The 22,122-nt window shown below is 64.2% G+C and carries 23 protein-coding genes; 11 read left to right on the top strand and 12 right to left on the bottom strand.

Annotation, left to right across the window (positions count from 1 at the left end; all coding sequences use genetic code 11):
• The first annotated feature begins 10 nt into the window (after window positions 1-10).
• From NKH35_RS08055 to NKH35_RS08040, 4 genes are read left to right on the top strand one after another with little or no spacing between them, the layout of a single operon-like run.
• Window positions 11-808: an ABC transporter ATP-binding protein gene (locus NKH35_RS08055; protein ID WP_352914069.1), complete on the top strand. Its 798-nt coding sequence runs from the start codon at window positions 11-13 to the stop codon at window positions 806-808.
• 4 nt (window positions 809-812) lie between these two features.
• Window positions 813-3,263, top strand: a complete 2,451-nt coding sequence (nirB, locus tag NKH35_RS08050) for a nitrite reductase large subunit NirB (protein ID WP_023751805.1) — start codon at window positions 813-815, stop codon at window positions 3,261-3,263.
• Window positions 3,264-3,268: 5 nt separating this feature from the next.
• A complete protein-coding gene (nirD, locus tag NKH35_RS08045; RefSeq protein WP_023686954.1) occupies window positions 3,269-3,598 on the top strand; it encodes a nitrite reductase small subunit NirD in 330 nt (109 codons plus the stop codon).
• Between the two features lie 3 nt (window positions 3,599-3,601).
• The gene (locus tag NKH35_RS08040; RefSeq protein WP_352914066.1) at window positions 3,602-6,439 is read left to right on the top strand and encodes a nitrate reductase; all 2,838 of its coding nucleotides are present in this window, start codon (window positions 3,602-3,604) and stop codon (window positions 6,437-6,439) included.
• Window positions 6,440-6,569: 130 nt separating this feature from the next.
• Here NKH35_RS08040 and NKH35_RS08035 read toward each other — a convergent pair whose 3' ends face one another.
• From NKH35_RS08035 to NKH35_RS08015, 5 genes are read right to left on the bottom strand one after another with little or no spacing between them, the layout of a single operon-like run.
• Complete coding sequence (locus tag NKH35_RS08035; protein ID WP_352914064.1) at window positions 6,570-7,865, bottom strand: NAD(P)/FAD-dependent oxidoreductase; 1,296 nt, start codon at window positions 7,863-7,865, stop codon at window positions 6,570-6,572.
• Window positions 7,862-8,845: a branched-chain amino acid ABC transporter permease gene (locus NKH35_RS08030; protein WP_352675537.1), complete on the bottom strand. Its 984-nt coding sequence runs from the start codon at window positions 8,843-8,845 to the stop codon at window positions 7,862-7,864. The genes NKH35_RS08035 and NKH35_RS08030 overlap by 4 nt, the downstream gene beginning before the upstream one ends.
• On the bottom strand, window positions 8,842-9,750 hold the full coding sequence (locus NKH35_RS08025) for a branched-chain amino acid ABC transporter permease (protein WP_023804430.1): 909 nt from the start codon (window positions 9,748-9,750) through the stop codon (window positions 8,842-8,844). Before NKH35_RS08025 ends, NKH35_RS08030 begins: the two co-directional genes overlap by 4 nt.
• A complete protein-coding gene (locus tag NKH35_RS08020; RefSeq protein ID WP_352914062.1) occupies window positions 9,747-10,496 on the bottom strand; it encodes a branched-chain amino acid ABC transporter ATP-binding protein in 750 nt (249 codons plus the stop codon). Before NKH35_RS08020 ends, NKH35_RS08025 begins: the two co-directional genes overlap by 4 nt.
• Window positions 10,493-11,293 carry an ABC transporter ATP-binding protein gene (locus NKH35_RS08015; RefSeq protein WP_023686959.1) on the bottom strand — a complete coding sequence of 267 codons (801 nt, stop codon included), beginning with the start codon at window positions 11,291-11,293 and terminating at the stop codon, window positions 10,493-10,495. Before NKH35_RS08015 ends, NKH35_RS08020 begins: the two co-directional genes overlap by 4 nt.
• A 124-nt stretch (window positions 11,294-11,417) precedes the next feature.
• Between NKH35_RS08015 and NKH35_RS08010 the strand changes: the two genes are divergently transcribed.
• From NKH35_RS08010 to NKH35_RS07985, 6 genes are read left to right on the top strand one after another with little or no spacing between them, the layout of a single operon-like run.
• Window positions 11,418-12,140, top strand: a complete 723-nt coding sequence (locus NKH35_RS08010; protein ID WP_023686960.1) for a GntR family transcriptional regulator — start codon at window positions 11,418-11,420, stop codon at window positions 12,138-12,140.
• Window position 12,141: 1 nt separating this feature from the next.
• Window positions 12,142-12,630 carry a DUF3830 family protein gene (locus NKH35_RS08005; RefSeq protein WP_023667857.1) on the top strand — a complete coding sequence of 163 codons (489 nt, stop codon included), beginning with the start codon at window positions 12,142-12,144 and terminating at the stop codon, window positions 12,628-12,630.
• Window positions 12,631-12,984: a TIGR04076 family protein gene (locus tag NKH35_RS08000; RefSeq protein ID WP_023667858.1), complete on the top strand. Its 354-nt coding sequence runs from the start codon at window positions 12,631-12,633 to the stop codon at window positions 12,982-12,984.
• Complete coding sequence (locus NKH35_RS07995; protein ID WP_352914058.1) at window positions 12,981-14,036, top strand: aldo/keto reductase; 1,056 nt, start codon at window positions 12,981-12,983, stop codon at window positions 14,034-14,036. The genes NKH35_RS08000 and NKH35_RS07995 overlap by 4 nt, the downstream gene beginning before the upstream one ends.
• Entirely contained in the window at window positions 14,033-14,461 is a 429-nt protein-coding gene (locus NKH35_RS07990; protein ID WP_352914056.1) for a hypothetical protein, read from the top strand. Before NKH35_RS07995 ends, NKH35_RS07990 begins: the two co-directional genes overlap by 4 nt.
• Window positions 14,462-14,497: 36 nt before the next feature.
• Window positions 14,498-15,757 (top strand): ABC transporter substrate-binding protein, encoded by a 1,260-nt coding sequence (locus tag NKH35_RS07985; protein WP_352914054.1) that lies wholly within the window; start codon window positions 14,498-14,500, stop codon window positions 15,755-15,757.
• 81 nt (window positions 15,758-15,838) lie between these two features.
• Here the strand turns inward: NKH35_RS07985 and NKH35_RS07980 are convergent, their stop codons facing one another.
• Genes NKH35_RS07980 through NKH35_RS07955 form a run of 6 tightly spaced genes read right to left on the bottom strand, consistent with a single transcriptional unit; the run spans window position 15,839 to window position 20,665 of the window.
• The gene (locus NKH35_RS07980) at window positions 15,839-16,861 is read right to left on the bottom strand and encodes a LacI family DNA-binding transcriptional regulator (RefSeq protein WP_352914052.1); all 1,023 of its coding nucleotides are present in this window, start codon (window positions 16,859-16,861) and stop codon (window positions 15,839-15,841) included.
• Complete coding sequence (locus tag NKH35_RS07975; RefSeq protein WP_023695228.1) at window positions 16,855-17,646, bottom strand: transporter substrate-binding domain-containing protein; 792 nt, start codon at window positions 17,644-17,646, stop codon at window positions 16,855-16,857. Before NKH35_RS07975 ends, NKH35_RS07980 begins: the two co-directional genes overlap by 7 nt.
• An 11-nt stretch (window positions 17,647-17,657) precedes the next feature.
• Complete coding sequence (locus tag NKH35_RS07970) at window positions 17,658-18,584, bottom strand: isoaspartyl peptidase/L-asparaginase (RefSeq protein WP_023667864.1); 927 nt, start codon at window positions 18,582-18,584, stop codon at window positions 17,658-17,660.
• A 2-nt stretch (window positions 18,585-18,586) separates the two neighbouring features.
• Window positions 18,587-19,321: an amino acid ABC transporter ATP-binding protein gene (locus NKH35_RS07965; protein ID WP_023738370.1), complete on the bottom strand. Its 735-nt coding sequence runs from the start codon at window positions 19,319-19,321 to the stop codon at window positions 18,587-18,589.
• Window position 19,322: 1 nt separating this feature from the next.
• Entirely contained in the window at window positions 19,323-19,994 is a 672-nt protein-coding gene (locus NKH35_RS07960) for an amino acid ABC transporter permease (RefSeq protein ID WP_023667866.1), read from the bottom strand.
• Window positions 19,994-20,665 (bottom strand): amino acid ABC transporter permease, encoded by a 672-nt coding sequence (locus tag NKH35_RS07955; protein WP_023682680.1) that lies wholly within the window; start codon window positions 20,663-20,665, stop codon window positions 19,994-19,996. Before NKH35_RS07955 ends, NKH35_RS07960 begins: the two co-directional genes overlap by 1 nt.
• Before the next feature lie 178 nt (window positions 20,666-20,843).
• Between NKH35_RS07955 and NKH35_RS07950 the strand changes: the two genes are divergently transcribed.
• A complete protein-coding gene (locus NKH35_RS07950) occupies window positions 20,844-21,002 on the top strand; it encodes a hypothetical protein (RefSeq protein WP_196814892.1) in 159 nt (52 codons plus the stop codon).
• Between the two features lie 10 nt (window positions 21,003-21,012).
• On the opposite strand, the gene NKH35_RS07945 is transcribed toward NKH35_RS07950, so the two are convergent.
• Window positions 21,013-22,122: an alcohol dehydrogenase family protein gene (locus tag NKH35_RS07945; RefSeq protein WP_023745633.1), complete on the bottom strand. Its 1,110-nt coding sequence runs from the start codon at window positions 22,120-22,122 to the stop codon at window positions 21,013-21,015.

Here is a 22,122-nt window from a genome sequence, read left to right as displayed (position 1 = left end):
GGAGAGGGCGATGACGGCCTATCTGAAGCTCGACCATATCAACAAATCCTTTGCCCGCGGCGGTCAGGTCAGCGAGGTGCTCAAGGACATCAGGCTGACCATCGACAAGGGCGAATTCGTCTCCATCATCGGCCATTCCGGCTGTGGCAAGTCGACCTTGCTCAATCTGATCGCCGGGCTGACCAAGGTTTCCGCCGGCGCCGTGCTGCTTGAAAACAAGGAGGTCGACAGCCCCGGACCCGAGCGCGCCGTGGTGTTCCAGAACCACAGCCTGCTGCCATGGCTCACCGTCTACGAAAACATCAGCCTGGCGGTGTCGAAAGTCTTTGGCCGTTCCAAGAGCAGGACCGAGCGACATGACTGGATCATGCGCAATCTCGATCTCGTGCAGATGGCCCATGCCAAGGACAAGCGGCCGGCCGAAATATCGGGCGGCATGAAGCAGCGCGTCGGCATTGCCCGGGCGCTTGCCATGGAGCCGAAGATCCTGTTGCTCGACGAGCCGTTCGGGGCACTCGACGCGCTGACGCGCGCCCATCTGCAGGATGCGGTTATGGACATCCATTCCAGGCTCGGCTCGACGACGATCATGATCACCCACGATGTCGACGAGGCGGTGCTGTTGTCCGACCGCATCGTCATGATGACCAACGGTCCGGCGGCGACAATCGGCGAGGTGCTTGCGGTGCCGCTGCTGCGGCCGCGTCGACGCGTCGAACTCTCTTCCGACCGCACCTTCCTGCGCTGCCGCGAAGCGGTGCTGAAGTTCCTCTATGAACGCCACCGCTTCGTCGAAGCCGCGGAGTAACGCCATGACCGAAAAACTCGTCATCATCGGCAACGGCATGGCCCCTGGGCGCATGCTGGAGCATCTGCTCGAACAGGCGCCGGGCCGCTACACCGTGACCATTTTCAACGCCGAGCCGCGGGTGAACTACGACCGCATCATGCTGTCGCCGGTTCTCTCCGGCGAAAAGGCCTATGAGGAAATCATCATCCACGGCGACGGCTGGTACATCGCCAATAACATCACCCTCTACAAAGGTCACAAGATCGTCGCCATCGACCGGGCGGCCAAGACAGTCACCTCCGATCACGGCGTCACCGAGCCTTACGACAAGCTCGTCATCGCCACCGGATCGGTGCCCTTTATCATTCCGGTGCCCGGCCATGATCTGCCGGGGGTGCTGACCTATCGCGACCTCGACGATGTTCAGGCCATGATGCTTGCCGCCCAGTCGCGCGCCAAGGCCGTGGTCATCGGCGGCGGCCTGCTCGGGCTGGAGGCGGCAGCAGGTTTGAACGCCCAAGGCATGGACGTCACCGTGCTGCATGTCATGCCGACATTGATGGAGCGTCAGCTCGATCCAGCCGCCGGCTATCTCCTGCAGCGCGCGGTGGAACAGCGCGGCATCAAGGTCATCACCAAGGCCAACACCCAGGCGATCACCGGCAACGGCAAGGTCGGGCAGGTGGAGCTTGCCGACGGCACTATTATCCCGGCAACGCTGGTGGTGATGGCGGTCGGCATCCGGCCGAATGCGGCGCTGGCCAGGGAGGCCGGCATAGCCGTCAATCGTGGTATCGTCGTCGATGCCGGCATGCGCAGCAACGACCCCGACATCTACGCGCTCGGCGAATGCGCCGAGGTCAACGGCCAGGTCTACGGGCTGGTCGCGCCGCTCTATGAGATGGCGCGCGTTGCCGCGAACCAGTTGGCCGGCAACGAGGCAGCGGCCTTCGTCCACATGGACACGCCGACCAAGCTCAAGGTCACCGGCATCGACCTGTTCTCGCTTGGCGACTTCGCCGAAGGCGAGGACCGCCAGGAGATCGTGCTGCGCGATGCCGCCGCCGGCGTCTACAAGCGCCTTGTGCTCAAGGACGACCGCATCATCGGCACCGTGCTTTATGGCGAGACGGCGGATGGGGCCTGGTTCAACGATCTCAAGAAGAAGCAGACCGACATATCGGAGATGCGCGACACGCTCATCTTCGGCCAGTCCTACCAGGGGGGTGCCCCGCTGGACCCTATGGCGGCCGTTGCAGCCTTGCCGGATGATGCGGAAATCTGCGGCTGCAACGGCGTTTGCAAGGGCAAGATCACCGGCGCGATCACGGCCAAGGGCCTGGCTTCGCTCGACGACGTGCGCGCCCACACCAAGGCATCGGCTTCCTGCGGTTCGTGCACCGGGCTGGTCGAGAAGCTGATGGTGCTGACCATCGGCGACAAATACAACCCGGCCGCCGTGCAACCGATGTGCGGCTGCACAACGCTCGGCCATGACGAGGTGCGCCGGCTGATCATCGCCAAGAGCCTGAAGACCATTCCCGCCGTCATGCAGGAGCTGGAATGGACGACCTCCTGCGGCTGCGCAAAATGTCGGCCGGCGCTCAACTACTACCTCGTCTGCGACTGGCCGAACGATTACGCCGACGACTATCAGTCGCGCTTCATCAACGAACGCGTCCACGCCAACATCCAGAAGGACGGCACCTATTCGGTGGTGCCGCGCATGTGGGGCGGCGTCACCAACGCCGCCGAACTGCGCGCCATCGCCGACGTCGTCGACAAGTTCGAGATACCGATGGTCAAGGTCACCGGCGGCCAGCGCATCGACATGCTGGGCATCCGCAAGGAGGATCTGCCGGCGGTGTGGGCCGATCTCGGCCAGGCCGGCTTCGTCTCAGGCCATGCTTACGCCAAGGGCCTGCGCACGGTGAAGACCTGTGTCGGCTCCGACTGGTGCCGCTTCGGCACGCAGGATTCGACCGGCCTCGGCATTCGCATCGAGAAATTCATGTGGGGCTCGTGGACCCCGGCCAAGGTTAAGATGGCGGTATCGGGCTGTCCGCGCAACTGCGCCGAGGCGACCTGCAAGGATGTCGGCGTGATCTGTGTCGACAGTGGCTACGAGATCCATTTCGCCGGCGCCGCCGGGCTCGACATCAAGGGCACCGAAGTGCTTGGCCTGGTCAAGACCGAGGACGAGGCGCTGGAGCATATCGTGGCGCTGACGCAGATGTACCGCGAGCAGGGCCGCTATCTCGAGCGCATCTACAAATGGGCCAAGCGCATCGGCATCCCCGAGATCAAGCGCCAGATCATGGACGACGGCGCCAAGCGCAAGGCCTATTACGAACGCTTCGTCTTCAGCCAGAAATTCGCCCAGGTCGACCCGTGGTCGGAACGCGTCTCCGGCAAGGACAAGCACGAGTTCCGGCCAATGGCTTCTGTCGGGTTTGCGCAGGCTGCGGAGTGATCAAAATGGACTGGATATCGATCGGCTCACTCTCCGACATCCCGCGGCGTGGCGCGCGCTGCGTCGACACACCCGAGGGTAAGATCGCCGTCTTCCGCACGCAGGACGATCAGGTCTACGCCATCGACGATCATTGCCCGCACAGAGGTGGGCCGCTGAGCCAAGGCATCGTCCACGGCACCGCCGTCACCTGTCCCTTGCACAATTGGGTCATCTCGCTGGAGACGGGCAAGGCGCTCGGCGCCGACGAGGGCGCCGTGCGCACCATTCCTGTGCGGATCGAAGGCGAGCTCCTGTTCATTGCGCTGAAAGCGCTGGCCAGCCGCGCGGCCTGAAGCATGGAACTGGGCGAAGCGCGCGAGGTGAGGACCACCTGCCCCTATTGCGGGGTGGGTTGCGGCGTGCTGGCGAAAGTCGCCACGGACGGTGAAGTCAGCGTCCGCGGCGACCCCGACCATCCAGCGAACTTCGGCCGGCTCTGCTCCAAGGGCTCGGCCCTGGCCGAAACCATCGACCTCGACGGCAGGCTGCTCTACCCCGAAATCCACGGTCGCCGTGCCGGCTGGGACGAGGCGCTCGACCGCGTCGCTTCGACCTTTTCGCAAACCATCGCCGAGCACGGTCCTGACTCCGTCGCCTTCTATGTCTCCGGCCAGTTGCTGACCGAAGACTACTATGTCGCCAACAAGCTGATGAAGGGCTTCATCGGCTCGGCCAACATCGACACCAATTCGCGGCTATGCATGGCCTCCTCGGTTGCCGGCCACCGCCGCGCCTTCGGCTCCGACACCGTGCCCGGCACCTACGAGGATCTCGAGCTCGCCGACCTGATCGTGCTGGTCGGCTCCAATCTCGCCTGGTGCCATCCCGTGCTCTTCCAGCGCATCGCGGCGGCCCGGGAAAAACGACCGGAGATGAAGGTCGTGCTGGTCGACCCGCGCCGCACCATGACCGCTGATATCGCCGACATTCACCTGGCGATCGCGCCGGATGGCGACGTTGCTTTGTTCACCGGCCTGCTCGCCTGGCTCGGCCGGCACAACGCACTCGACCGTGGCTATGTGACCGCACACACGACCGGCTTCGGCCAAGCTCTCTTCGCCGCATCGGCGCTCGACCTTGCCGGCATCGCCGCCGCCACCGGCCTGAGCGAGGACGAGCTCACCCGCTTCTACAACCTGTTCGCCGCGACTGCGAAAACCGTCACGGTCTACAGCCAGGGAGTGAACCAGTCGTCTTCGGGCACCGACAAGGTCAACGCCATCATCAACTGCCATCTCGCCACCGGCCGCATCGGCAAACCTGGGGCAGGGCCGTTTTCAGTGACCGGCCAGCCCAACGCCATGGGCGGCCGCGAGGTCGGCGGCATGGCCAATATGCTGGCCGCCCATATGGAGATCGAAAACCCCGAGCACCGCGACCGCGTGCAGCGTTTCTGGAATGCGCCGGCCGTCGCCCAAAAGCCCGGTCTGAAGGCGGTCGAGATGTTTCAGGCGGTGGCCGACGGGCGCATCAAGGCGCTGTGGATCATGGCCACCAACCCGGTCGATTCGATGCCGGATGCCGATGCCGTCGAGGCAGCGATCAAGGCCTGCCCGTTTGTCGCGGTTTCGGATGTGCTGGCGAGCACGGACACCGTGCGCCACGGCCATGTGCGGCTGCCCGCCGCCGCATGGGGCGAGAAGGACGGCACCGTGACCAATTCAGAGCGCCGCATCTCGCGCCAGCGCAGCTTTCTTGCGGTGCCTGGTGAGGCGCGGCCGGATTGGTTGATCGTCGCCGAGGTGGGCAAGCGGATGGGGTTTGACGAGGCGTTTTCCTATTCGTCGCCAGCGGAAATCTTCGCCGAACACGCCGCGCTGTCGGGGTTCGAGAATGACGGCGCACGGGATTTCGATATTGGTGGTTATGCTGGTGTTGATAAGGAGGCCTATGCAGCGCTTGAGCCTTTCCAATGGCCGGCGCCGAGCCCAGCCATCCCCCTCTGGCCTGCCGGCCATCTCCCCCGCAAGGGGGGAGATCAGCCGTCGCCTCGGCCTTCGCCAATTACCAACGATGCAGAAGATATGCCGGCGTCAAAGCTGCCAATCTCCCCCCTTGCGGGGGAGATGTCCGGCAGGACAGAGGGGGGTGTTCAAGCGGGACTTGACCCTTCCAACACCCGCTTCTTCGCCAACGGCAATTTCTACAATCCCGACCGCAAGGCCCGCTTCATCGCCATTCGTCCCATCGTCGAGACACGCACCAGCCCGGACTATCCGCTGATCCTCAACACCGGCCGCGTTCGCGACCATTGGCACACAATGACCCGCACCGGCAAAAGCCCACGTCTCTCCCAGCACATGGCCGAGCCCTTCGTCGAGATCCACCCGGCGGACGCCACGCATCACGGCATTGGCGACGCCGACATCGTGCGCGTCTCCAGCCCGCGCGGCGATGTGCTGGTGCGCGCGCTGGTGACGGCACGCCAGCGCCAGGGGAGCGTGTTTGCGCCGATGCACTGGACTGACCAGTTTTCGGCAAAGGGCCGGCTCGATGCGCTGACCGCGCCTCTGACCGATCCGGTTTCCGGTCAGCCTGCGCTGAAACATGTCGGCGCCCGTATCGAGAAATTCGCCGCGAGAGCCTTCGGCTTCGCTGTGGTGCGCCACAAGCCGGTGCCGGTCGCAGCAGATTACTGGGCCGTGGCCAAATGCAAGGGCGGCTGGCGAGTGGAGCTTGCCTTTGCCGACGACGACATCGACTGGGCTGGTTTTGCTGGTTCGCTTTTCGATGTTCGCGTAGCCGACATGCTCGCCTATCACGACCGCGATACCGGCCAGCATCGTGTTGCTGCCTTTGACGACCAGCACCTCGCCGGGGCTTTGTTTATCGCGTCGGGACCGGTGGCGGTTTCGCGGGGTTGGGCGGCACAGCAACTCCAGGAGGTTCACACCAGCCAGCGCGAACGCTTCAGGATCGTGGCCGGTCGCGCCGGCGCCGATCGGCCCGATGCGGGCGCGACCGTCTGCTCCTGTTTCAACGTCGGGGTCAACCAGATCGTGGCGGCAGTGGCGGCCGGGTGCACGACAGTCGAAGCCATAGGCGGCGCCCTGAAGGCCGGCACCAATTGCGGCTCCTGCCGGTCCGAGATCCGGGCGGTCATCCGGGCCAATCGGGTTCAGGCTGCGGAGTAGATGCGGCTGGATGGGGAGGGGATCTGACTATATCCTCTTGGGCCACCACGGTCATCGATTGCGGAAGGTGTGGCGGTCCTTTTCGGGTCGCTGTGAGTGCGCCGGCAGGAGGATCACCTGGCTTGGCTGTCTAGTCCAGCCGGTCGCGCAGGATGCTCCAGGGGAGCAGCATATTCGGTGCATAGCGCACGAGGCTGTGCAGCGGGATCGGCGATGGTGCGGCGAAAGGGAGCGGCAAATCCCTTGCGTCCGTTCCGCTCGCCCAGTCCGCCAACATCTTGCCCATTGCCGTGGTCATGGCGATGCCGCGACCGTTGCAGGCGAAGCCGGCGATCAGGCCCGGGCCGAGGTCGATGAGACGCGGCAGGAAATCCGGCACCACCGCCGCCACGCCTGTCCAGCTGTAGGCAAGCGGCGGCAGGTCAGGCAAATCGAGATGCCTGGCGAGCCGTCGCCAAATCGTTTGCGGCATGCGCGTCTCAGCGCCGGCTCCGACGACATGCATGCCGCCGCTGATCAGCCGGTTCTGGCCATCGAAGCGGCACGTGAACAGGTTGCGCCTGGTGTCGCCAACGCCCTGGCCGCCGGGCAGCAGGCGCGCGCGTATGGCCCGCGACAGCGGCGCGGTGGCGATCTGGAAGACTTTCAGCGGGATGTAGGTCCGCGCCAGTGTCGGGTTCAGCGCTCCACCATAGGCGTTGGTGGCGACCAAGACCTTGCCCGCTCGCGTAGTGCCGGACCCGGTCTTCAAGGCCCAGCCATCCGGAGTGCGGTCGATGGAAGTGACACGCGTCTGCTCGAAGATGCGTGCGCCAGCCTTTTCTGCGGCGTCGGCCAGGCCGCGCGCATACTCGACCGGATTGAGGACGCCGCCAGATCTGTCCATCCAGCCGCCGGCATAGCCGTCGATGCCGGTGAGCTCCGTGACCGCCATGGCATCGAGCGCAACGGTCGGCCTGCCCCGCGCCGCCCATTGCTCGGCGCGCGATCGCGTCTTTTCCAGCGCGGCGGACGAATGCGCCGGCTGGATCCAACCATTCTGCACAGCGTCGCATTCGATGCCGTGCCGCTTGATCAGGCCGAAGACGAGATCAGCGCTGCCGGCGGCGAAGTCAACCAGGCGCCCGCCGCGCTCGGGTCCGAGTTCGGCGATGATGTCGTCTGGATCCCGCTTGGCGAAGTTCGGAACGACGAAGCCGGCATTCCGGCCGGTCGCACCCCAAGCAAGGAATTCGGCTTCGAGGATCGCGACCGAAAGCCCCTTCTCGGCGGCATGCAATGCCGTCGACAGGCCGGAAAAGCCGCCGCCAACGATCGCGAGATCGACGTCGAGCCCGCCTTGCAGCGTGCCCCGGTCGCGGCGGTTGCGGCTAACGGCATGCCAGAGTGAAACGCCATGCACGTCTTGCCGGATCATGGCATTCATGGTCCGGCCTCGTTCTCGCTGGCCGCCGCCTTTGTCTGTTTGCCGGGCTTCGGCCGGCGCGGCCGATCGCCGAACAATCCGTTCGGCCGGATCAGCAGGATGACGCACAGCATGACGCCGATGGCGACGATCTGCAGCGAGGCCGCGCGTGCTTGCTGCTCGGGCGCAAACAGCACGCTGGTCAGCGTGCCCGACCCCGCCCATATCGCCCAGACCAGGATGCTGCCGGCAATGGCGCCGGCATTGCTGCCCGAGCCGCCGACGATCAGCATCACCCAGACCTGGAAGGTCAGGATCGGCAGATAGTTATCGGGCGCGATGAAGGCGGTGAAATGCGCCTGCAAAGCGCCGGCCAGCGCCATGATAGCGCCGCCGACGGCGAAGGCCTGGACGCGGTAGAAGCGCGCGCTCTTGCCCAGCGAAATCGCCGCTCGCTCGTCCTCGCGCAGCGCCTTGAGCACGCGGCCCCAGGGGCTGCGCGACAGGTGCTCCAGAGCGAGATAGGCGATCAGCGTCACAGCCGAAACGACGGCGAGGTTCGACAGGTTGAACAGCAGCGGCGTTTCGGCAAGGCCGCCGAACGGGCGCGGGATGAAACCGATGCCGAACGGGCCGCCGGTGAGTTTCTGCGCGTTGAGCGCGACCAGCTGCACGACGACGGCGACGCCGAAGGTGGTGATCGCCAGGTAGTCGGATCGCAGACGCAGCGTGGCCATGCCGGTAAGTGCTGCGGCGATACCGCCGACGACCATGGCGCCCGCCCAGCCGACCAGGATCGGCAGACCGAAGCCGCCGAAGCGCGCGGCATCGTCCGGGGTCGTCAGCAGCGCCGATGTATAGGCGCCGATGGCGACGAATCCGGCAAGGCCGACATTGAAAAGGCCAGTCAGCCCCCACTGCAGATTGAGCCCCAGTGTGACCAGCGAAAAGATCAGTGCGGTGGTCAGGAAGAAGGCGCCGTAGCCGAGCAGGTCCATCAGCGTTCCCTCACACCAAACAGGCCGATCGGCCGCACGAACAGCACCGCCATCAGGATGATGAAGGAGATTGCGGCGCGCCATTCGGCGCCGATCAGCTGCACCGCACCTGCTTCGGCAAGACCGATGATCAAGCCGCCGAGCACAGCGCCCGGAATGCTGCCGATGCCGCCGAGGATGGCTGCGGCAAACATCGGCAGCAGCATGTCGAAGCCCATGAACGGGCGGATCTGCACCAGAATGCCGATCATCACGCCGGCCACGCAGGCCAGCGCCCCGCCGATGATCCAGGTGACACGCACAACGGAGGCAACGTCGATACCGACGATGCGGGCCAGGGCCGCATTCTGGCTCAGCGCCTGCATGGAGCGGCCGGTCTGCGTGCGTGTCATCAACAGATGCACGCCGAGCACCAGCACTGCGGTCAGCAGCAGCAGCGCGATCTGATCGGGCGTGATGCGGATGCCGAAGCCGACCGGCATGGCGATCTGGATCGCCCGGCTGAAATAGGTCGGGCGTGAGCTGAAGGTGAATTCGAGCAGGCTGCGCAGTGCCATCGAGGCGCCGAAGCTCGCCATCACCACGATGATCGCTTGCCCCTGCGAGCGCAGCCGCGAAAACAGCACCTTGTCGAGCAACAGCGCCAGCAGGGCGGTGAAAGTCATGCCGACAAGCAGCGCAACCAGCAGCGGCCAGCCGAAAGACAGCGGTCCAATGGGCGCCACCTTGCCGAAGATCGCGCCGATGGCGCTGACGACGGCGAGCGTCGCATAGGTGCCCCAGGCCATGAAGTCGCCATGGGCGAAGTTCGAGAAGCGCAGGATCGAGTAGGTCAGCGTCACGCCGATGGCGCCAAGGCCGATCATCGAGCCGGTCAGCAGCCCATCGACGACAAATTGCAGGCTCATGCCGCGCCTCCCTTGCCGACGGGGGACGGGCGTTGGCCGAGATAGAGTTCGGCGACGACAGGATCGTTCCACAGTTCGGAAGCAACGCCCTCGTGCCGGTCCTTGCCGTCGACCAGCACATAGGCGCGGTCGCCGATGGCAAGCGCTGCCTTGGCGTTCTGTTCGACCAGCAGGATGGTGACGCCGGACTTGCGGATGCCGGCCAGCATCTCGAACACCGTCGATACGAATTTCGGCGACAGGCCGGCCGACGGCTCGTCGAGCACCAGCACCTTGGGATGGACGATCAGCGCGCGTGCGACGGCAAGCATCTGCCGTTGTCCGCCCGACAGATTGCCGGCGGCGGTGCGGCGCTGGCGGACGAGGTCGGGGAAGGCCGCATACATTTCCTCGATGCGGGCAGGGATTTCGCGTCGCTCGAGGATGCCGCAGGCGACCTTCAGATTGTCCTCGACCGACATCAGCGGGAAGATGTTCTCCGTCTGCGGTACGAAGGCCAGGCCGAGCCGAACCATGGTGTGCGCGGGAGCGGCGGTGATGTCCTTGCCGTCCAGAAATACGGTGCCGCCGGTGATCGGGACAAGGCCGGCGATCGCCTTGATGAAGCTCGACTTGCCGGCGCCGTTGGGGCCGAGCACGACGACGATCTCCCCCTTGCCGACGGTGATCGAGGCGCCGCGCACAATCGGCACGCCGGGCTCATAGCCGGCCTCGAGATTGCGGACGTTGAGGACAGTTTCGCTCATGCCGCACCTCCGAGATAGGCCTCGATGACGCGCGGGTCGCGGGCGACCTCTTCCGCCGTGCCTTCGCTGAGCAACTGGCCGCTCGCCATGACGAGGACGCGATGGCAGAGCCGCGTCACCATGTCGATATTGTGCTCGATCAGCAGAAAGGTGATGCCGTGCGCGTTGATGTCGCGGATGCGGTCGATGATGATCTCGAGCAGCGTCGCGTTGACGCCGGCGGCCGGTTCGTCGAGCAGGATGATCGCCGGATCGGCCATCATGACGCGGGCGAGTTCGAGCAGCTTGCGTTGACCGCCGGAAAGCACGCGCGCCGGTTCGTGCGCCAGCCGAGCGAGCGAGACGAGCTCGAGCAGCTCGAGTGCCTTTGCCCTGGCTGCTCTTTCCTGTGCCGCCACTCGCCACGGCGTGACGAAGTTGGCGAGCAATTTTTCGCCGGCTTGGCCCTGCGCCGCCAGCATGATGTTTTCGATCAGCGTCAGATTGGGCAGGGGGCGCGGGATCTGGAAGGTGCGGCCAAGACCACGGCCGATACGCAGATGAGCGGCTTCGCCGGAGACGCGCGTGCCATTGAGCAGGATATCGCCGCTGGTTGGCAATATGCTGCCCGCCAACAGATCGAACATCGTCGTCTTGCCGGCGCCATTCGGCCCGATCAGGCCGAGGATTTCGCCCGCTTTGACATCAAACGAGACATCGTTGACGGCGACAAGGCCGCCAAAACGCCTGACGACGTTTCGTGCCGTCAGAACTGGCGCACGGGTCTCCTGCCGTTGGCGCTCCGCTGCATCGCTCATCAAACCCTCTGGCCGAAGACGATCGTTGTCGCCTCCTGATTTTTGATTTGTGATCACACTTGCTTTGATCACGCTATTCGGCTTTAATTTCATTCGCAAGCCGAAAACGGGGCAAATGCCGGTAATGCAGAAGGCTGCCATCGAAAAGAACAACGAGACGATCGCAGCCCAGCTTACGCCGGTCGGCCGCGAGACGGTGCAGGATCGCGTCTATTCCGAGTTGCGCCGTGCTCTGATCGGTGGCCTTTTCGAGCCAAACCAGGTGCTGACCATCCGTGGTCTTGCCGATGCGCTGGTCACCTCGACCATGCCGGTACGCGAAGCGCTCGGCCGGCTGATCACGGAAAAGGCGCTGGAGGCGCTGCCCAACCGTTCCGTGCGCGTGCCGCCGATCACGCTGGAGCGCATCGACGACCTCCTGCGTGCCCGCTCCCTCATCGAAGGCGAAGCGATAGCGCTTGCCGCCAGGCGCATGAGCCCGCGCCAGATCGCATCGATCGAAGCCATGCTGGGCGAGTGGGACGAGATGCGGGCCCTGAAGCACAAGAAGGATATCGATCGCGAAGCGACGCTCAACCAGAGCTTCCATTTTGAGATCTACCGCTGCTGCGGCTCGGCTGTGCTGATCCCGATGATCGAAAGCCTCTGGCTTCAATCGGGTCCCTGCATCCGCGTCGCCATCTATGCCTTCTCCGAGGCAGGCGAGGTTGATACCGCCCACTATCATCGTCGAATTGTCGCGGCACTTGCCAAACAGGATGCGCAAGCGGCGCGCGAGGCGCTGGTAGCCGACATCAGCCGCCCCTTCGCCTTCCTGCGCGACAAACTTCAATCGGCGAAGGACTGACATGCCCAAGCCCGCCATCGGCATCACAGAACCACGCTCGAAGCTTTCCGTGACGGCGCTGCTATTGCCCGAAAAGGCGCCGGAGAATGCCGCCTTCCTGCTGGCGTATCTGGCGCAGCCACGCATCATCCCAGGCATCCATGCGATGTGGACAGGACCGGAAATCTCGTGCCCGGTTCCGTCAGCCGATCTCCACGGCCAGGCCTATGCCCAGTCTTTGCCACCGGAGAATGCAACGCTGACGCCGCAGCCCGGCGATATCGTGCTGTCCTATGTGCCGCCACGCGTGTGGGGCGGCAATCCCAATGCCATCTTCGATATCGGCCTGTACTACGGGCAGGGGGCGCGGCTGCTGTTCCCGATCGGCTGGCTGGCCGGCAGCGTGGTCGCGCAAGTGCTTGCCGGAGAGCGCGATCAGTTTGCCGCCGCCTGCGGCGTCATCCGCCGCAACGGCGCCTGTGACATCACCTTCAGCCTGGTGGAGGCCTGAATGGCCGACGACAGTTTCGAACTCTTCGATCTGCGCGTCGAAGCGGTCATCCCCGAGGGCAAGCCGGTCTATTGCGGCGCCAGGGCCGGCGACTATTTCGAACTCAAGGGCGAAATGCTCTCGCTGCCGGCAGGGCAGGGTTTTTCGATCTATTCGATCTCGGCCGTGTTGCCGCTCCTGGCGGCAAAGCAGCGCCCGACGCATGCAAATGACTGGATGACCTCGGATGCCGAGATCGCCTGTCCCGATCCCAATTGCGCCAGCCGGCTCCGCATCGTCAGGCTGGCCAAGCGGCGGTTCAGCCATGCCGAAACCACGGCCGTGCCGCTGCCGAAGGAGACCGACAAGGGATGACCGCCAGGACCATCGAACTCAGCCCCGGCTATGGGATCTCGCGAGTCATCCGCGGTGGCTGGCAGCTGGCCGGCGGGCATGGCGCCGTCGACCGCAGCCAGGCGGTGACCGACCTCATCGCCACTTTCGATGCCGGCATCTGGACCTATGACTGCGCCGACATCTACACCGGCGTCGAGGAACTGATCGGCGCCGCGCGCCTGCGGCTGGCCGGCGAGCGCGGTCTCGATGTTGCGGCCAGGATGAAGGTGCACACCAAGCTGGTGCCGGACCTCGAACGACTGGCAAGCATCAGCCGCGACTACATCAGGGGCATCGTCAATCAGTCGCTTCGCAGGCTGAAGACGGAGCGGATCGATCTTGTGCAGTTTCACTGGTGGGATTATGACCAGCCTCGTTACGTCGAGGCGATGGGTTGGCTCGACGAGCTTCGGCTGGAAGGCAAGGTGCGCAATCTCGGCACCACCAATTTCGATACGCCGAGGCTAGCCGAAATCCTCTCCGCGGGCATCCCGCTGGTCAGCCAGCAACTGCAATATTCAGTGCTCGACCAGCGGCCGGCAAACAGCCTTGCGGGCCTTGCCGCTAAGAACGGTGTCCGCTTCCTCTGCTACGGCTCGGTGGCGGGCGGCTTCCTCAGCGACAAATGGCTTGGCGTGGCCGAGCCCTCCACGCCGCTCGAAAACCGCTCGCTGGTCAAATACAAGCTGATCATCGACGACTTCGGCGGCTGGGAGCTGTTCCAGTCCCTGCTCAAGGCGCTGAAAGCGGTCGGCGATCGCCACGGCGTCGACATCGCCACCATCGCCTCGGCATGGGTGCTCGAGCAGCCGCAGGTCGCGGCCGTCATTGTGGGTGCGCGCAACCAGGCACATGCGCTGGCCAATACGAAAATCATGGACGTCGCGCTCGACGCCGACGATCGCGCGCGGATTGCTGCCGCCATCGCACAAGGCACCGGCCTCGCGGGCGATGTCTACGCGCTGGAGCGCGACCGTCATGGCCGCCACGGCTCGATCATGCATTACAACCTCAATGCGGGGAAGAAATGAGCGGAGAGCCTTCCCTTTTTTCGCGTGCCAGCGCTGAAATCATCGACCTGCATCGCTTCTTCGTCGACTGGTTTGTCGCCGCGCGAGCCGACGCTGTGGAGTTCGGCCGCTTCGAGGCTGTCATGGGCGAAGGCCTCACCATGGTGGCGCCGAATGGCCAGATCCTCGATCGCGACGCGGTCGTAGATCATGTCCGGACAAGCCGCGCCACTTGCGACGACGGTTTTTCCATATCGATCGAGGATATCAGGCCGGGTTGGCAGGACGCGGACACGATCGTCGTCTTCTACGTCGAGGCGCAACTGCGCGCCGGCAAGCATAGCCGCCGGCAGTCCAGTGCGGTCTTCACCACCAGTTCATCGGCACCAAACGGCGTCGAATGGCGGCATCTGCATGAGACCTGGCTGCAGGCGCCGGAAGGCTGAACAGGCAAAAGTTCAAACAAGAAAAGGGGAACGGCAATGAAGAAGACGATACTTCAAATCACCACAGCACTGGCTCTCGTGACGATGGCCGGCGCCGCACACGCAGCGGACTGCAAGATCACCGTCGGCCTGGTCATGGAGCTCACCGGTCCGGCCGGCGAATACGGCCAGGCCGGCGCGAAGTCCGTCGAAATGGCCTTCCGCGACATCAATGAAGCCGGCGGTGTTCGCGGCTGCGATCTCGTAACCGACACGCGCGACAGCCAGAGCCAGGGCAATATCGCGGTCGATGCCGCGACCCAGCTTGTACAGGTCAAGAAGGTGCCGGTGATCATCGGCGGCATCATCTCCTCGGTGTCAATCCCGATCCTGACCTCGGTCACCGGGCCGGCCAAGATCGTGCAGGTGTCGCCGGCTTCATCCTCGCCGACGCTGACCGCCCTTGGCCGCGACGGCAAGACCAACGGCATCTTCTTCCGCACCATCACGTCGGATGCGCTGCAAGGCGTGGCCGCCGCCAAATACGCCATCGACAAGGGCTTCAAGAAACTGTCGATCATCCATGTCAACAACGACTTCGGCGTCAACATGGTGGCCGAATTCTCGCGTGCCTACAAAGCGCTCGGCGGCACCATCGTCTCCGACACGCCCTATAATGAAAAGCAGTCGAGCTATGCTTCGGAAGTGACGGCGGCGATGGGAGGCGAGCCGGACGGACTCTACCTCGTCAGCACGCCGGTCGACGGCGCAACGGTCGCCCGCACCTGGATATCGCAGGGCGGCGTGCAGAAATTCCTGCTCAATGACGGCATGAACAGCCCGGACTTCATCGAATCCGTCGGCGCCGACTATCTCAAGGATGCCTATGGCACCTCTTCCGGCACCAGCCCGACGGCCTCCACCGACTACTTCCTGAAAAACTACAAGGAGTTTTCGGGTATCGAGCCGTCGAACCCGGCAGCCGACCGTTCCTATGATGCCGGCGCCATTGTCGGCCTCGCCATTGCCATTGCCGGCTCCGAGGATCCAGCCAAGATCAAGGATGCCATGTACAAGGCGGTCGATCCTGCCGGCACACCGATCTATGCCGGCAAGGACGAGTTCGCCAAGGCGCTCGGCCTGATCAAGGACGGCAAGCCGATCCGCTATGAAGGCGTCATCGGTCCGGTCAGCTTCGACAAATATGGCGACATCACCGGCCCGTTCCGGCTGTGGAAGATCGTCGACGGCAAGGTGACGACCGACGGTGAAATGACAACCGACGACGTCAACGCGCTGCAGGCGAAATTGCAATAGGCGCTGGTACATTGTCCGGCGCGATCTCCGTTCGATCTCTGGGAGATCGACGCCGGACAAGCAGTCCAACATCGGCGCTAGTTACGCGGTCAAGCGCGAAATCAGCCGGGTCAATATAACGACAGGCGGCTGGCCGGGCATGAAGACCTGCGGATTGGAGAGGGCGCCGACGATATGACCCACAAAGTCTGATTTGTCGTAGCCGATTGACGATATCGGGTAGGCGTCGAAATTGGTCAGGGACACATTGTCGAAGCCATAGAGGCGGAAGCGGCTGGGCCGGTTGTCGGGGAAATCCGCCCGGCAGACATCCAGAACACCCATGGCCATCGCGTCGGACGTACAAAAGACCGCATCTGGACAGCCGCGTTCCGTCAGGCCGACTGCCGCCGCATGACCCGACTCGTAGGAATAGTCTCCCTGGATCGTCTGCAGCAGTTCAATTCCATGATGCCGGAACGCTCCGAGGTAGTGGCCGATGCGCAGCTGTTCGACCCGCGAGGACGAACGGCCGGTCAGCAGGCTGGCCGTGCGCGCGCGCTTGGCCGCCGCATCCGCCACGGCCTCGGCGATGCCGACGCCTTCATCGGGAATGACGGTGGGTGACAGATCGTCATGCAGTCCGTTCAGCATGATGACCAGGTCCGAGCGAAACATGCGCCGCACCGTCGCTGCATCGGCAAAGTCGGAGAACACCACGGCGGCATCGACATGATAGGCAACGCCGTTGCGCAGAAAATCCTCGACCCCGTCCGCCGAGCCGATGCGGATGAGGATGACCTGCTTGCCGATCGACTGGATTGCGTCGAGCAGCCGGTCGAACAGGTCGAGATCTGAAAGGTCGTGAATGTGGTTGACCACGACGGCAACCAGATTGACGGTCTTGGTGGTCAGGCTTTGCGCCAGGAGATTGGGTTTGTAGCCTAGCTGCGCGGCGGCCTGCACGACACGTTCGCGTTTGTCCGCCGAGACCGGTCGCGGTCCGCTCGACAGCGCACGGCTGGCCGCGGCACGCGACACGCCTGCCAGCCGCGCGACATCGGCGATCGTTGCGACGGCGCCTCGAGTGTGCGCCGATCGGTTACCGGTAGTGGGTGTCACCACAGCGGGTTGAGCGCCGGCGGGTTGGAGTCCGGCCCCCACCACTTCTTGTAGGTCGTCTCATAGGTGCCCGACTGGATGAAGTCGGACACGAACATGTCGAGCCAGCGGACGAATTCGGGATCGCCCTTGGCGACCGCGATGCCGATCGGATCGTTGGAATAGAGGCCAGGCAGCGTCACCAGGCTCGGTGTCTTGGTCGCGAGGTAATCGAGCAGCGAGGAATCCTCGATCGCCGCATCGACGCGCTTCTGTTGCAGCTGCAGAACCCCGTCGGGCGCGAACTGGTCGACATAGACGAGCTCTGCTTCCGGCACGGCCGCCTTGAGGAAGGTTTCGCCCGTGGTGCCGCGGCCGACGACAACCTTCTTGCCGGCGAGCCCCTTGAGGTCGGTTATCCCGGCATCCTTCTGGACGATGACGCGCAGCCCGGCCCGGTTGTAGGGGATGGTGAAGTTGACGGTCTTGGCCCGCTCGAGCGTTGCCGAGGTGTTTGCGACCGCGACATCGATCTGTCCCGACACCAGCATGGAAATACGGGCATCGCCCGAGACGTCGACGAACTCGACCGGCACCCCGAGCTTTTGCGCCAGCAGCGTCGCGACATCGACATCGTAGCCGACAGGGTTGTTTTGTGCATCGCGAAAGCCGATCGGCTCGCCGCCGAGCGATACGCCGATGCGAATGGTGCCGCGTGAGCGGATGTCGTCAATCATGCCGGCAAGGGCCGGAAAAGCCGAACCGGCCACGATGGCCAGCGCGGCGAAGGCACGCAGTACGGTTTTCATGGTTCCTCTCCTTATTTTCTAGTGACACGTTTTGCTGCCCGCAATTCGGGTGCGGGCATGGAATCCTTCCAGAGCCAGTAGCGGACCTCGCCCTCGCATCTGAAATTCACCACCTCGTGGTTCTGCTCGGCGTCGACGGCGTGGATGACCACTCCGGCCAGGAAGCCGGTGTCGAGTTCAGCCAGTTCCTCGACCGCCAGCGCGACCGCATCCGACAGGGATCGGCCAAGCTTCATGGCCAGCACGACGGTCCGTGCGGTGGCGCAGCGCATCGTCATCTCGCCGGTATGGGTGCACGCCGCCGCGCCATAGCGGCTGTCGGCGTAAAAGCCTGCGCCGGGAATGGGAGAATCGCCGAGCCGGCCCGGATATTTCCACGCCCAGCCCGAGGTCGAACTCGCGGCATGGACGCCGCGCCGCGCATCCGCCGACAGGAAGACGGTGGTGTCGCGGACCCGCTCGGGATCGGTGATAGTACGGCTGAGCGGCGCCAGATCGATATCGGGGAATTTCGCCAGCTGTTGCGGTGTGAGTTCCTGTTGCAGCCGCTCCCACCAGACGCGCTTGCTGTCCTCGAACAAGACTTCGTCTTCGGCAAAACCGATTTCGCTGGCAAAGCGCCGCGCCCCTTCGCCGGTCAGCATCACATGCGGCAGGCGCTTCATTACCTGCTGCGCCAGGGCAGCGACCGCCAAGGTCCTTGGCACGGCGCCGACTGAACCGACCTCTCTTGTATTGCCGTCCATGACGCCGGCGTCGAACTCCATCTCGCCCAGCATGTTCGGCCAGCCGCCATAACCGACGCTGCGAACCTTGACCTCTTTCTCCACCATGCCGATGCCGGCAACCATCGCGTCCAGGCTGACGGCGCCATCGCGCAGCATTTGCACCGAGGTTTCGAATCCCGGCCATGCTTCGTTGTTGGCTAACAGCAGCATTCCTAGTCCTTGCGCATCTTGGAGAGAAACTGCGCAACCCGCGGCTGCGCCCGGCCGCCGTCCGCGGCGAAGAAACGATCCGTTGGCAGATCGACCACCAGCCTGCCCTTGTCGAGGAAGACGATGCGGTTGGAAATCTCGCGCGCGAATTCGATCTCGTGGGTGACGAACAGCATCGTCGTGCCTTGCGCGGCGAGCTTTGCCAGGATGGCCAGCACCTCGGAAGTCATTTCCGGGTCGAGCGCGCTGGTCACTTCATCGAGCAGCAGATAGCGCGGCTGCATGGCGAGCGCCCGGCAGATGCCGACACGCTGGCGCTGCCCGCCCGACAACTGCGCCGGGTAGGCGTTGGCCCGATCGGCGAGGCCGACGGACTCGAGCAGCTTGCGCGCCAGCGCCTCGGCCTCAGGGCGCGGCATTTTCAGCACCTCGATCGGGGCGAGCGTAATGTTCTGAAGCGCGCTCATATGCGGATAGAGGTTGAACAGCTGGAAGACGGTGCCTGAGCGCTTGCGCGCCTCGGCCAGCTCCTTCGGCTTGCTGACATCGAAATCGTCGACCGTGATGCGGCCCGACTTCAGCATTTCGAGGCCGTTGATGCAACGGATCAGTGTCGACTTGCCGGACCCCGACGACCCGAGGATCGAGACCACTTCGCCGGGCGCGATCGTCAGGTCGACGCCGTCCAGCACAGTGACCTCGCCGAACGCTTTGTGCACGTTTTCGATCTTGAGCATGTTAAAGCCCCCGCCAGGCGCTGTGCGCCCGCAGGCGGTTTTCAAGACGCTCGCCAAGCAGGGCGACCAGCTTTGCCGCGCCATAGTAGAGCAGCCCGACGACGGTCCAGACCACGAACGGCTTCAAGGTTCGCATGTTGAGGATGTGGCCAATCTTGGTCAGGTCGACGACGCCGATGACAGAAATCAGCGACGTCACCTGAAGCTGGTTGACCAGCAGCGCGACGAGCGGGCCGACCGCGAAGGCGGCAGCCTGGGGCGAAACGATATGGCGCAGGACCTGCCACCGGGTCAGGCCGAAGACACGCGCGGCCTCGACCTGCTCGCGTTCGATCGACTCGATCGCCGAGACCGCGATGACATAGACGAATGCCGCGGTGTTCGCCGACAGAGTGATGGTCGCTGCGGTGACCGGCGTCACCCTTATATGCAACAGCGCCGGCAGGCCGAAGAACACCAGGAACAGCTGCACCAACACCGGCGAGTTCTTCAACAGCTCCGACAGGAAGGTGACGACCTGGGCCAGAACCGGCACACGGTAGAACCGCACCAACGCCCAGCTCAGGCCAATCAGCAGTCCGATCAGAGAGGTGACGAGAAACAGCGCGATGTTGGTGCCGAGACCTTGCGCCAGCAGGATCAGGTCGTAGGAGGTGAAGTCGCTGAACCGCATCAGTCGACCGCCTCCATCATGTCCCGATTGAGATGGCGGTGGAGCAGGGTGACGCCCAGCGAGACCAGATAGGTCAGGGCCGCATAGGCACAGAGCAGCACCATATAGACCTCGAAGGGCCGATAGGTCTGCGAGACCACGATCTGGGCTGAGCCGGTGAGCTCGTTGAGCGTGATTGTCGAGAGGATCGAGGACGTAAGGATCATGTTGATGAGCACGGATCCGAGCGGTCGCACGGAGGTGCGCAGCGCAATCGGCAGCACGATGCGGGTGAAGATCTTGCGCCTGGACAGGCCGCTCACTTCAGCGGCGTCGATGATGCCCTGGTCGATGGCGAGGATGCCGGCGCGAATGATGTCGGAGGCATAGGCGCCGCCGGCAATCGAAAGCGCCACGACGCCGGTGGTGAAGGCATCGATGTAAATGCCGAGCTCGGGCAGGCCGTAATAGAAGAAGAACAGCTGGACGATGAACGGCACATTGCGGAAGAGATCGACATAGACGAAGGCGATCCGTCGAAGCAGTGCCGAGGCGGAGGTGCGTGCGATCGCCACCAACGCGCCCATGAAGACGCTTCCTACCAGCGACAGCGCGCAAGCCGCGGCCGTGAGTTCGGCGCCGCGCGCCAGAAAACCCAGATGCGGGAGCAGAGTGGACAGATCGAAATGCACCGGCGGTCCCCAGTGAAACCGGTTTCACTCTTTTGGCTTTCGCCTCGTCTGTCAAGATGCAGGGTCTGGTTGCCGGCCTGTGGATTGCATTCGTTGCGATGATTCCGGTTCGCCTCATGCGCGCTATGTCTCAAGCGCCGACAATTCGCCGCCGGCTTTCAACTCGACGACGCCGCCTATGCCAGCCGCGCGTCGCTGCGATGGCGGCTGGGGCGGCGCCCTCGGTTTTGCCGATCCCGGCGCCGGTGTCGGATTCGGCTACGTCACCAACCGCATGCTGGGTTTCGACGACTCCACGCCGCAAGGTGTTGATGATGCCGTTTACGACGAGCTCTGACGTAGGGGCGTTATGTGCGGATATTCGGGTTCCACATGGCGTCCGGCACGATCACCAGCTTGCCGACGAAGTCCTTGGCAACAAAGTCTGCCTGCGCCTTGTGAAAATCGGAGAGCCTGTAGACGCCGCCGACCAGCGGCCGGATTTTCTTCGCTTCGATGTATCCAATGATGCGGCGGAAGTCGGCGCGCGTGCCCTGGCTCGATCCGTGCAGTTGCAGCTGCTTGAGATACATGGTCCTGAGATCGAGCTGCACGACCGGGCCGGCGATGGCGCCGGCGGTGGTGTAGCGGCCTTCAGGTCGCAGGATGCGCAGCAGGTCGTTGAAGATCGCGCCGCCGACGAGATCAGCGACCACATCGATCGGCTGGTCGCCAGTGGCTTCATTCACGGCGGCGGGAAGATCGGCAACCCCACGGGTAATGACCGCTTCGGCGCCGATGTCGCGCACCGCCTGCTCCTTGCCCTTGCCGACGACCGCATAGGGAATGGCGCCGCGCGCCCGCGCCAGCTGCACGATGCCGGAACCGACGCCGCCTGAGGCGCCGGTGACCAGCACGCGTTCGCCGGCTTTCAGCCCGGCGCGCTCCAGCATCTGTTCGCCGGTGAGGTAGGCGCAGCAGAAGGTGGCGAGTTCGACGTCGCTCATGTCAGTATCGACGAAATGCGCATTCTCGCCCGGCACCGTCTGGTACTCGGCGTACCCGCCGTCGCGACCGTGGCCCATATAGTCAATGTCGGCGAGGGAATCGTCGTCGCGGTTGTAGATCGAAAAATCGACCATTACCCGTTCGCCGATACGGCCCGGGGAAACGCCTTCGCCGACGGCAGCGATGGTGCCGACCGTGTCGGTGCCCTGGATGCGCGGGAAGGTAAGCGTGTTGCCTTGCCGCCGCCACGTCGACACGGCGGCAGCGTCCTCCTCCGTGCCATAGGCGCCCTGGCGTACCCAGACATCGGTGTTGTTCATACCGCAAGCGCTGACCTTAACCAGCACCTCGCCGGCGGCAGGCACAGGCACTTTCACATCGCTGCGATAGACGAGCTTTTCCGGCCCGCCATGCCCGGTGAGCAGCACGGCGGCCATGGTGGCGGGGAGGGTCTTGGTCATGGCATTCAT

It is taken from the genome of Mesorhizobium sp. M1143 (assembly GCF_040318435.1).
GTDB lineage: Bacteria > Pseudomonadota > Alphaproteobacteria > Rhizobiales > Rhizobiaceae > Mesorhizobium.
This window is presented reverse-complemented; position numbering and strand designations above follow the sequence as displayed.

Bases quoted from the DNA above. Each gene is read 5' to 3' on its own strand.
- NKH35_RS08055 (WP_352914069.1), top strand. From the start codon at position 11: ATGACGGCCTATCTGAAGCTCGACCATATCAACAAATCCTTTGCCCGC.
- nirB (WP_023751805.1), top strand. From the start codon at position 813: ATGACCGAAAAACTCGTCATCATCGGCAACGGCATGGCCCCTGGGCGC.
- nirD (WP_023686954.1), top strand. From the start codon at position 3,269: ATGGACTGGATATCGATCGGCTCACTCTCCGACATCCCGCGGCGTGGC.
- NKH35_RS08040 (WP_352914066.1), top strand. From the start codon at position 3,602: ATGGAACTGGGCGAAGCGCGCGAGGTGAGGACCACCTGCCCCTATTGC.
- NKH35_RS08035 (WP_352914064.1), bottom strand. From the start codon at position 7,865: ATGAATGCCATGATCCGGCAAGACGTGCATGGCGTTTCACTCTGGCAT.
- NKH35_RS08025 (WP_023804430.1), bottom strand. From the start codon at position 9,750: ATGAGCCTGCAATTTGTCGTCGATGGGCTGCTGACCGGCTCGATGATC.
- NKH35_RS08020 (WP_352914062.1), bottom strand. From the start codon at position 10,496: ATGAGCGAAACTGTCCTCAACGTCCGCAATCTCGAGGCCGGCTATGAG.
- NKH35_RS08015 (WP_023686959.1), bottom strand. From the start codon at position 11,293: ATGAGCGATGCAGCGGAGCGCCAACGGCAGGAGACCCGTGCGCCAGTT.
- NKH35_RS08010 (WP_023686960.1), top strand. From the start codon at position 11,418: ATGCAGAAGGCTGCCATCGAAAAGAACAACGAGACGATCGCAGCCCAG.
- NKH35_RS08005 (WP_023667857.1), top strand. From the start codon at position 12,142: ATGCCCAAGCCCGCCATCGGCATCACAGAACCACGCTCGAAGCTTTCC.
- NKH35_RS08000 (WP_023667858.1), top strand. From the start codon at position 12,631: ATGGCCGACGACAGTTTCGAACTCTTCGATCTGCGCGTCGAAGCGGTC.
- NKH35_RS07995 (WP_352914058.1), top strand. From the start codon at position 12,981: ATGACCGCCAGGACCATCGAACTCAGCCCCGGCTATGGGATCTCGCGA.
- NKH35_RS07990 (WP_352914056.1), top strand. From the start codon at position 14,033: ATGAGCGGAGAGCCTTCCCTTTTTTCGCGTGCCAGCGCTGAAATCATC.
- NKH35_RS07985 (WP_352914054.1), top strand. From the start codon at position 14,498: ATGAAGAAGACGATACTTCAAATCACCACAGCACTGGCTCTCGTGACG.
- NKH35_RS07975 (WP_023695228.1), bottom strand. From the start codon at position 17,646: ATGAAAACCGTACTGCGTGCCTTCGCCGCGCTGGCCATCGTGGCCGGT.
- NKH35_RS07970 (WP_023667864.1), bottom strand. From the start codon at position 18,584: ATGCTGCTGTTAGCCAACAACGAAGCATGGCCGGGATTCGAAACCTCG.
- NKH35_RS07965 (WP_023738370.1), bottom strand. From the start codon at position 19,321: ATGCTCAAGATCGAAAACGTGCACAAAGCGTTCGGCGAGGTCACTGTG.
- NKH35_RS07960 (WP_023667866.1), bottom strand. From the start codon at position 19,994: ATGCGGTTCAGCGACTTCACCTCCTACGACCTGATCCTGCTGGCGCAA.
- NKH35_RS07950 (WP_196814892.1), top strand. From the start codon at position 20,844: ATGCCAGCCGCGCGTCGCTGCGATGGCGGCTGGGGCGGCGCCCTCGGT.
- NKH35_RS07945 (WP_023745633.1), bottom strand. From the start codon at position 22,122: ATGAATGCCATGACCAAGACCCTCCCCGCCACCATGGCCGCCGTGCTG.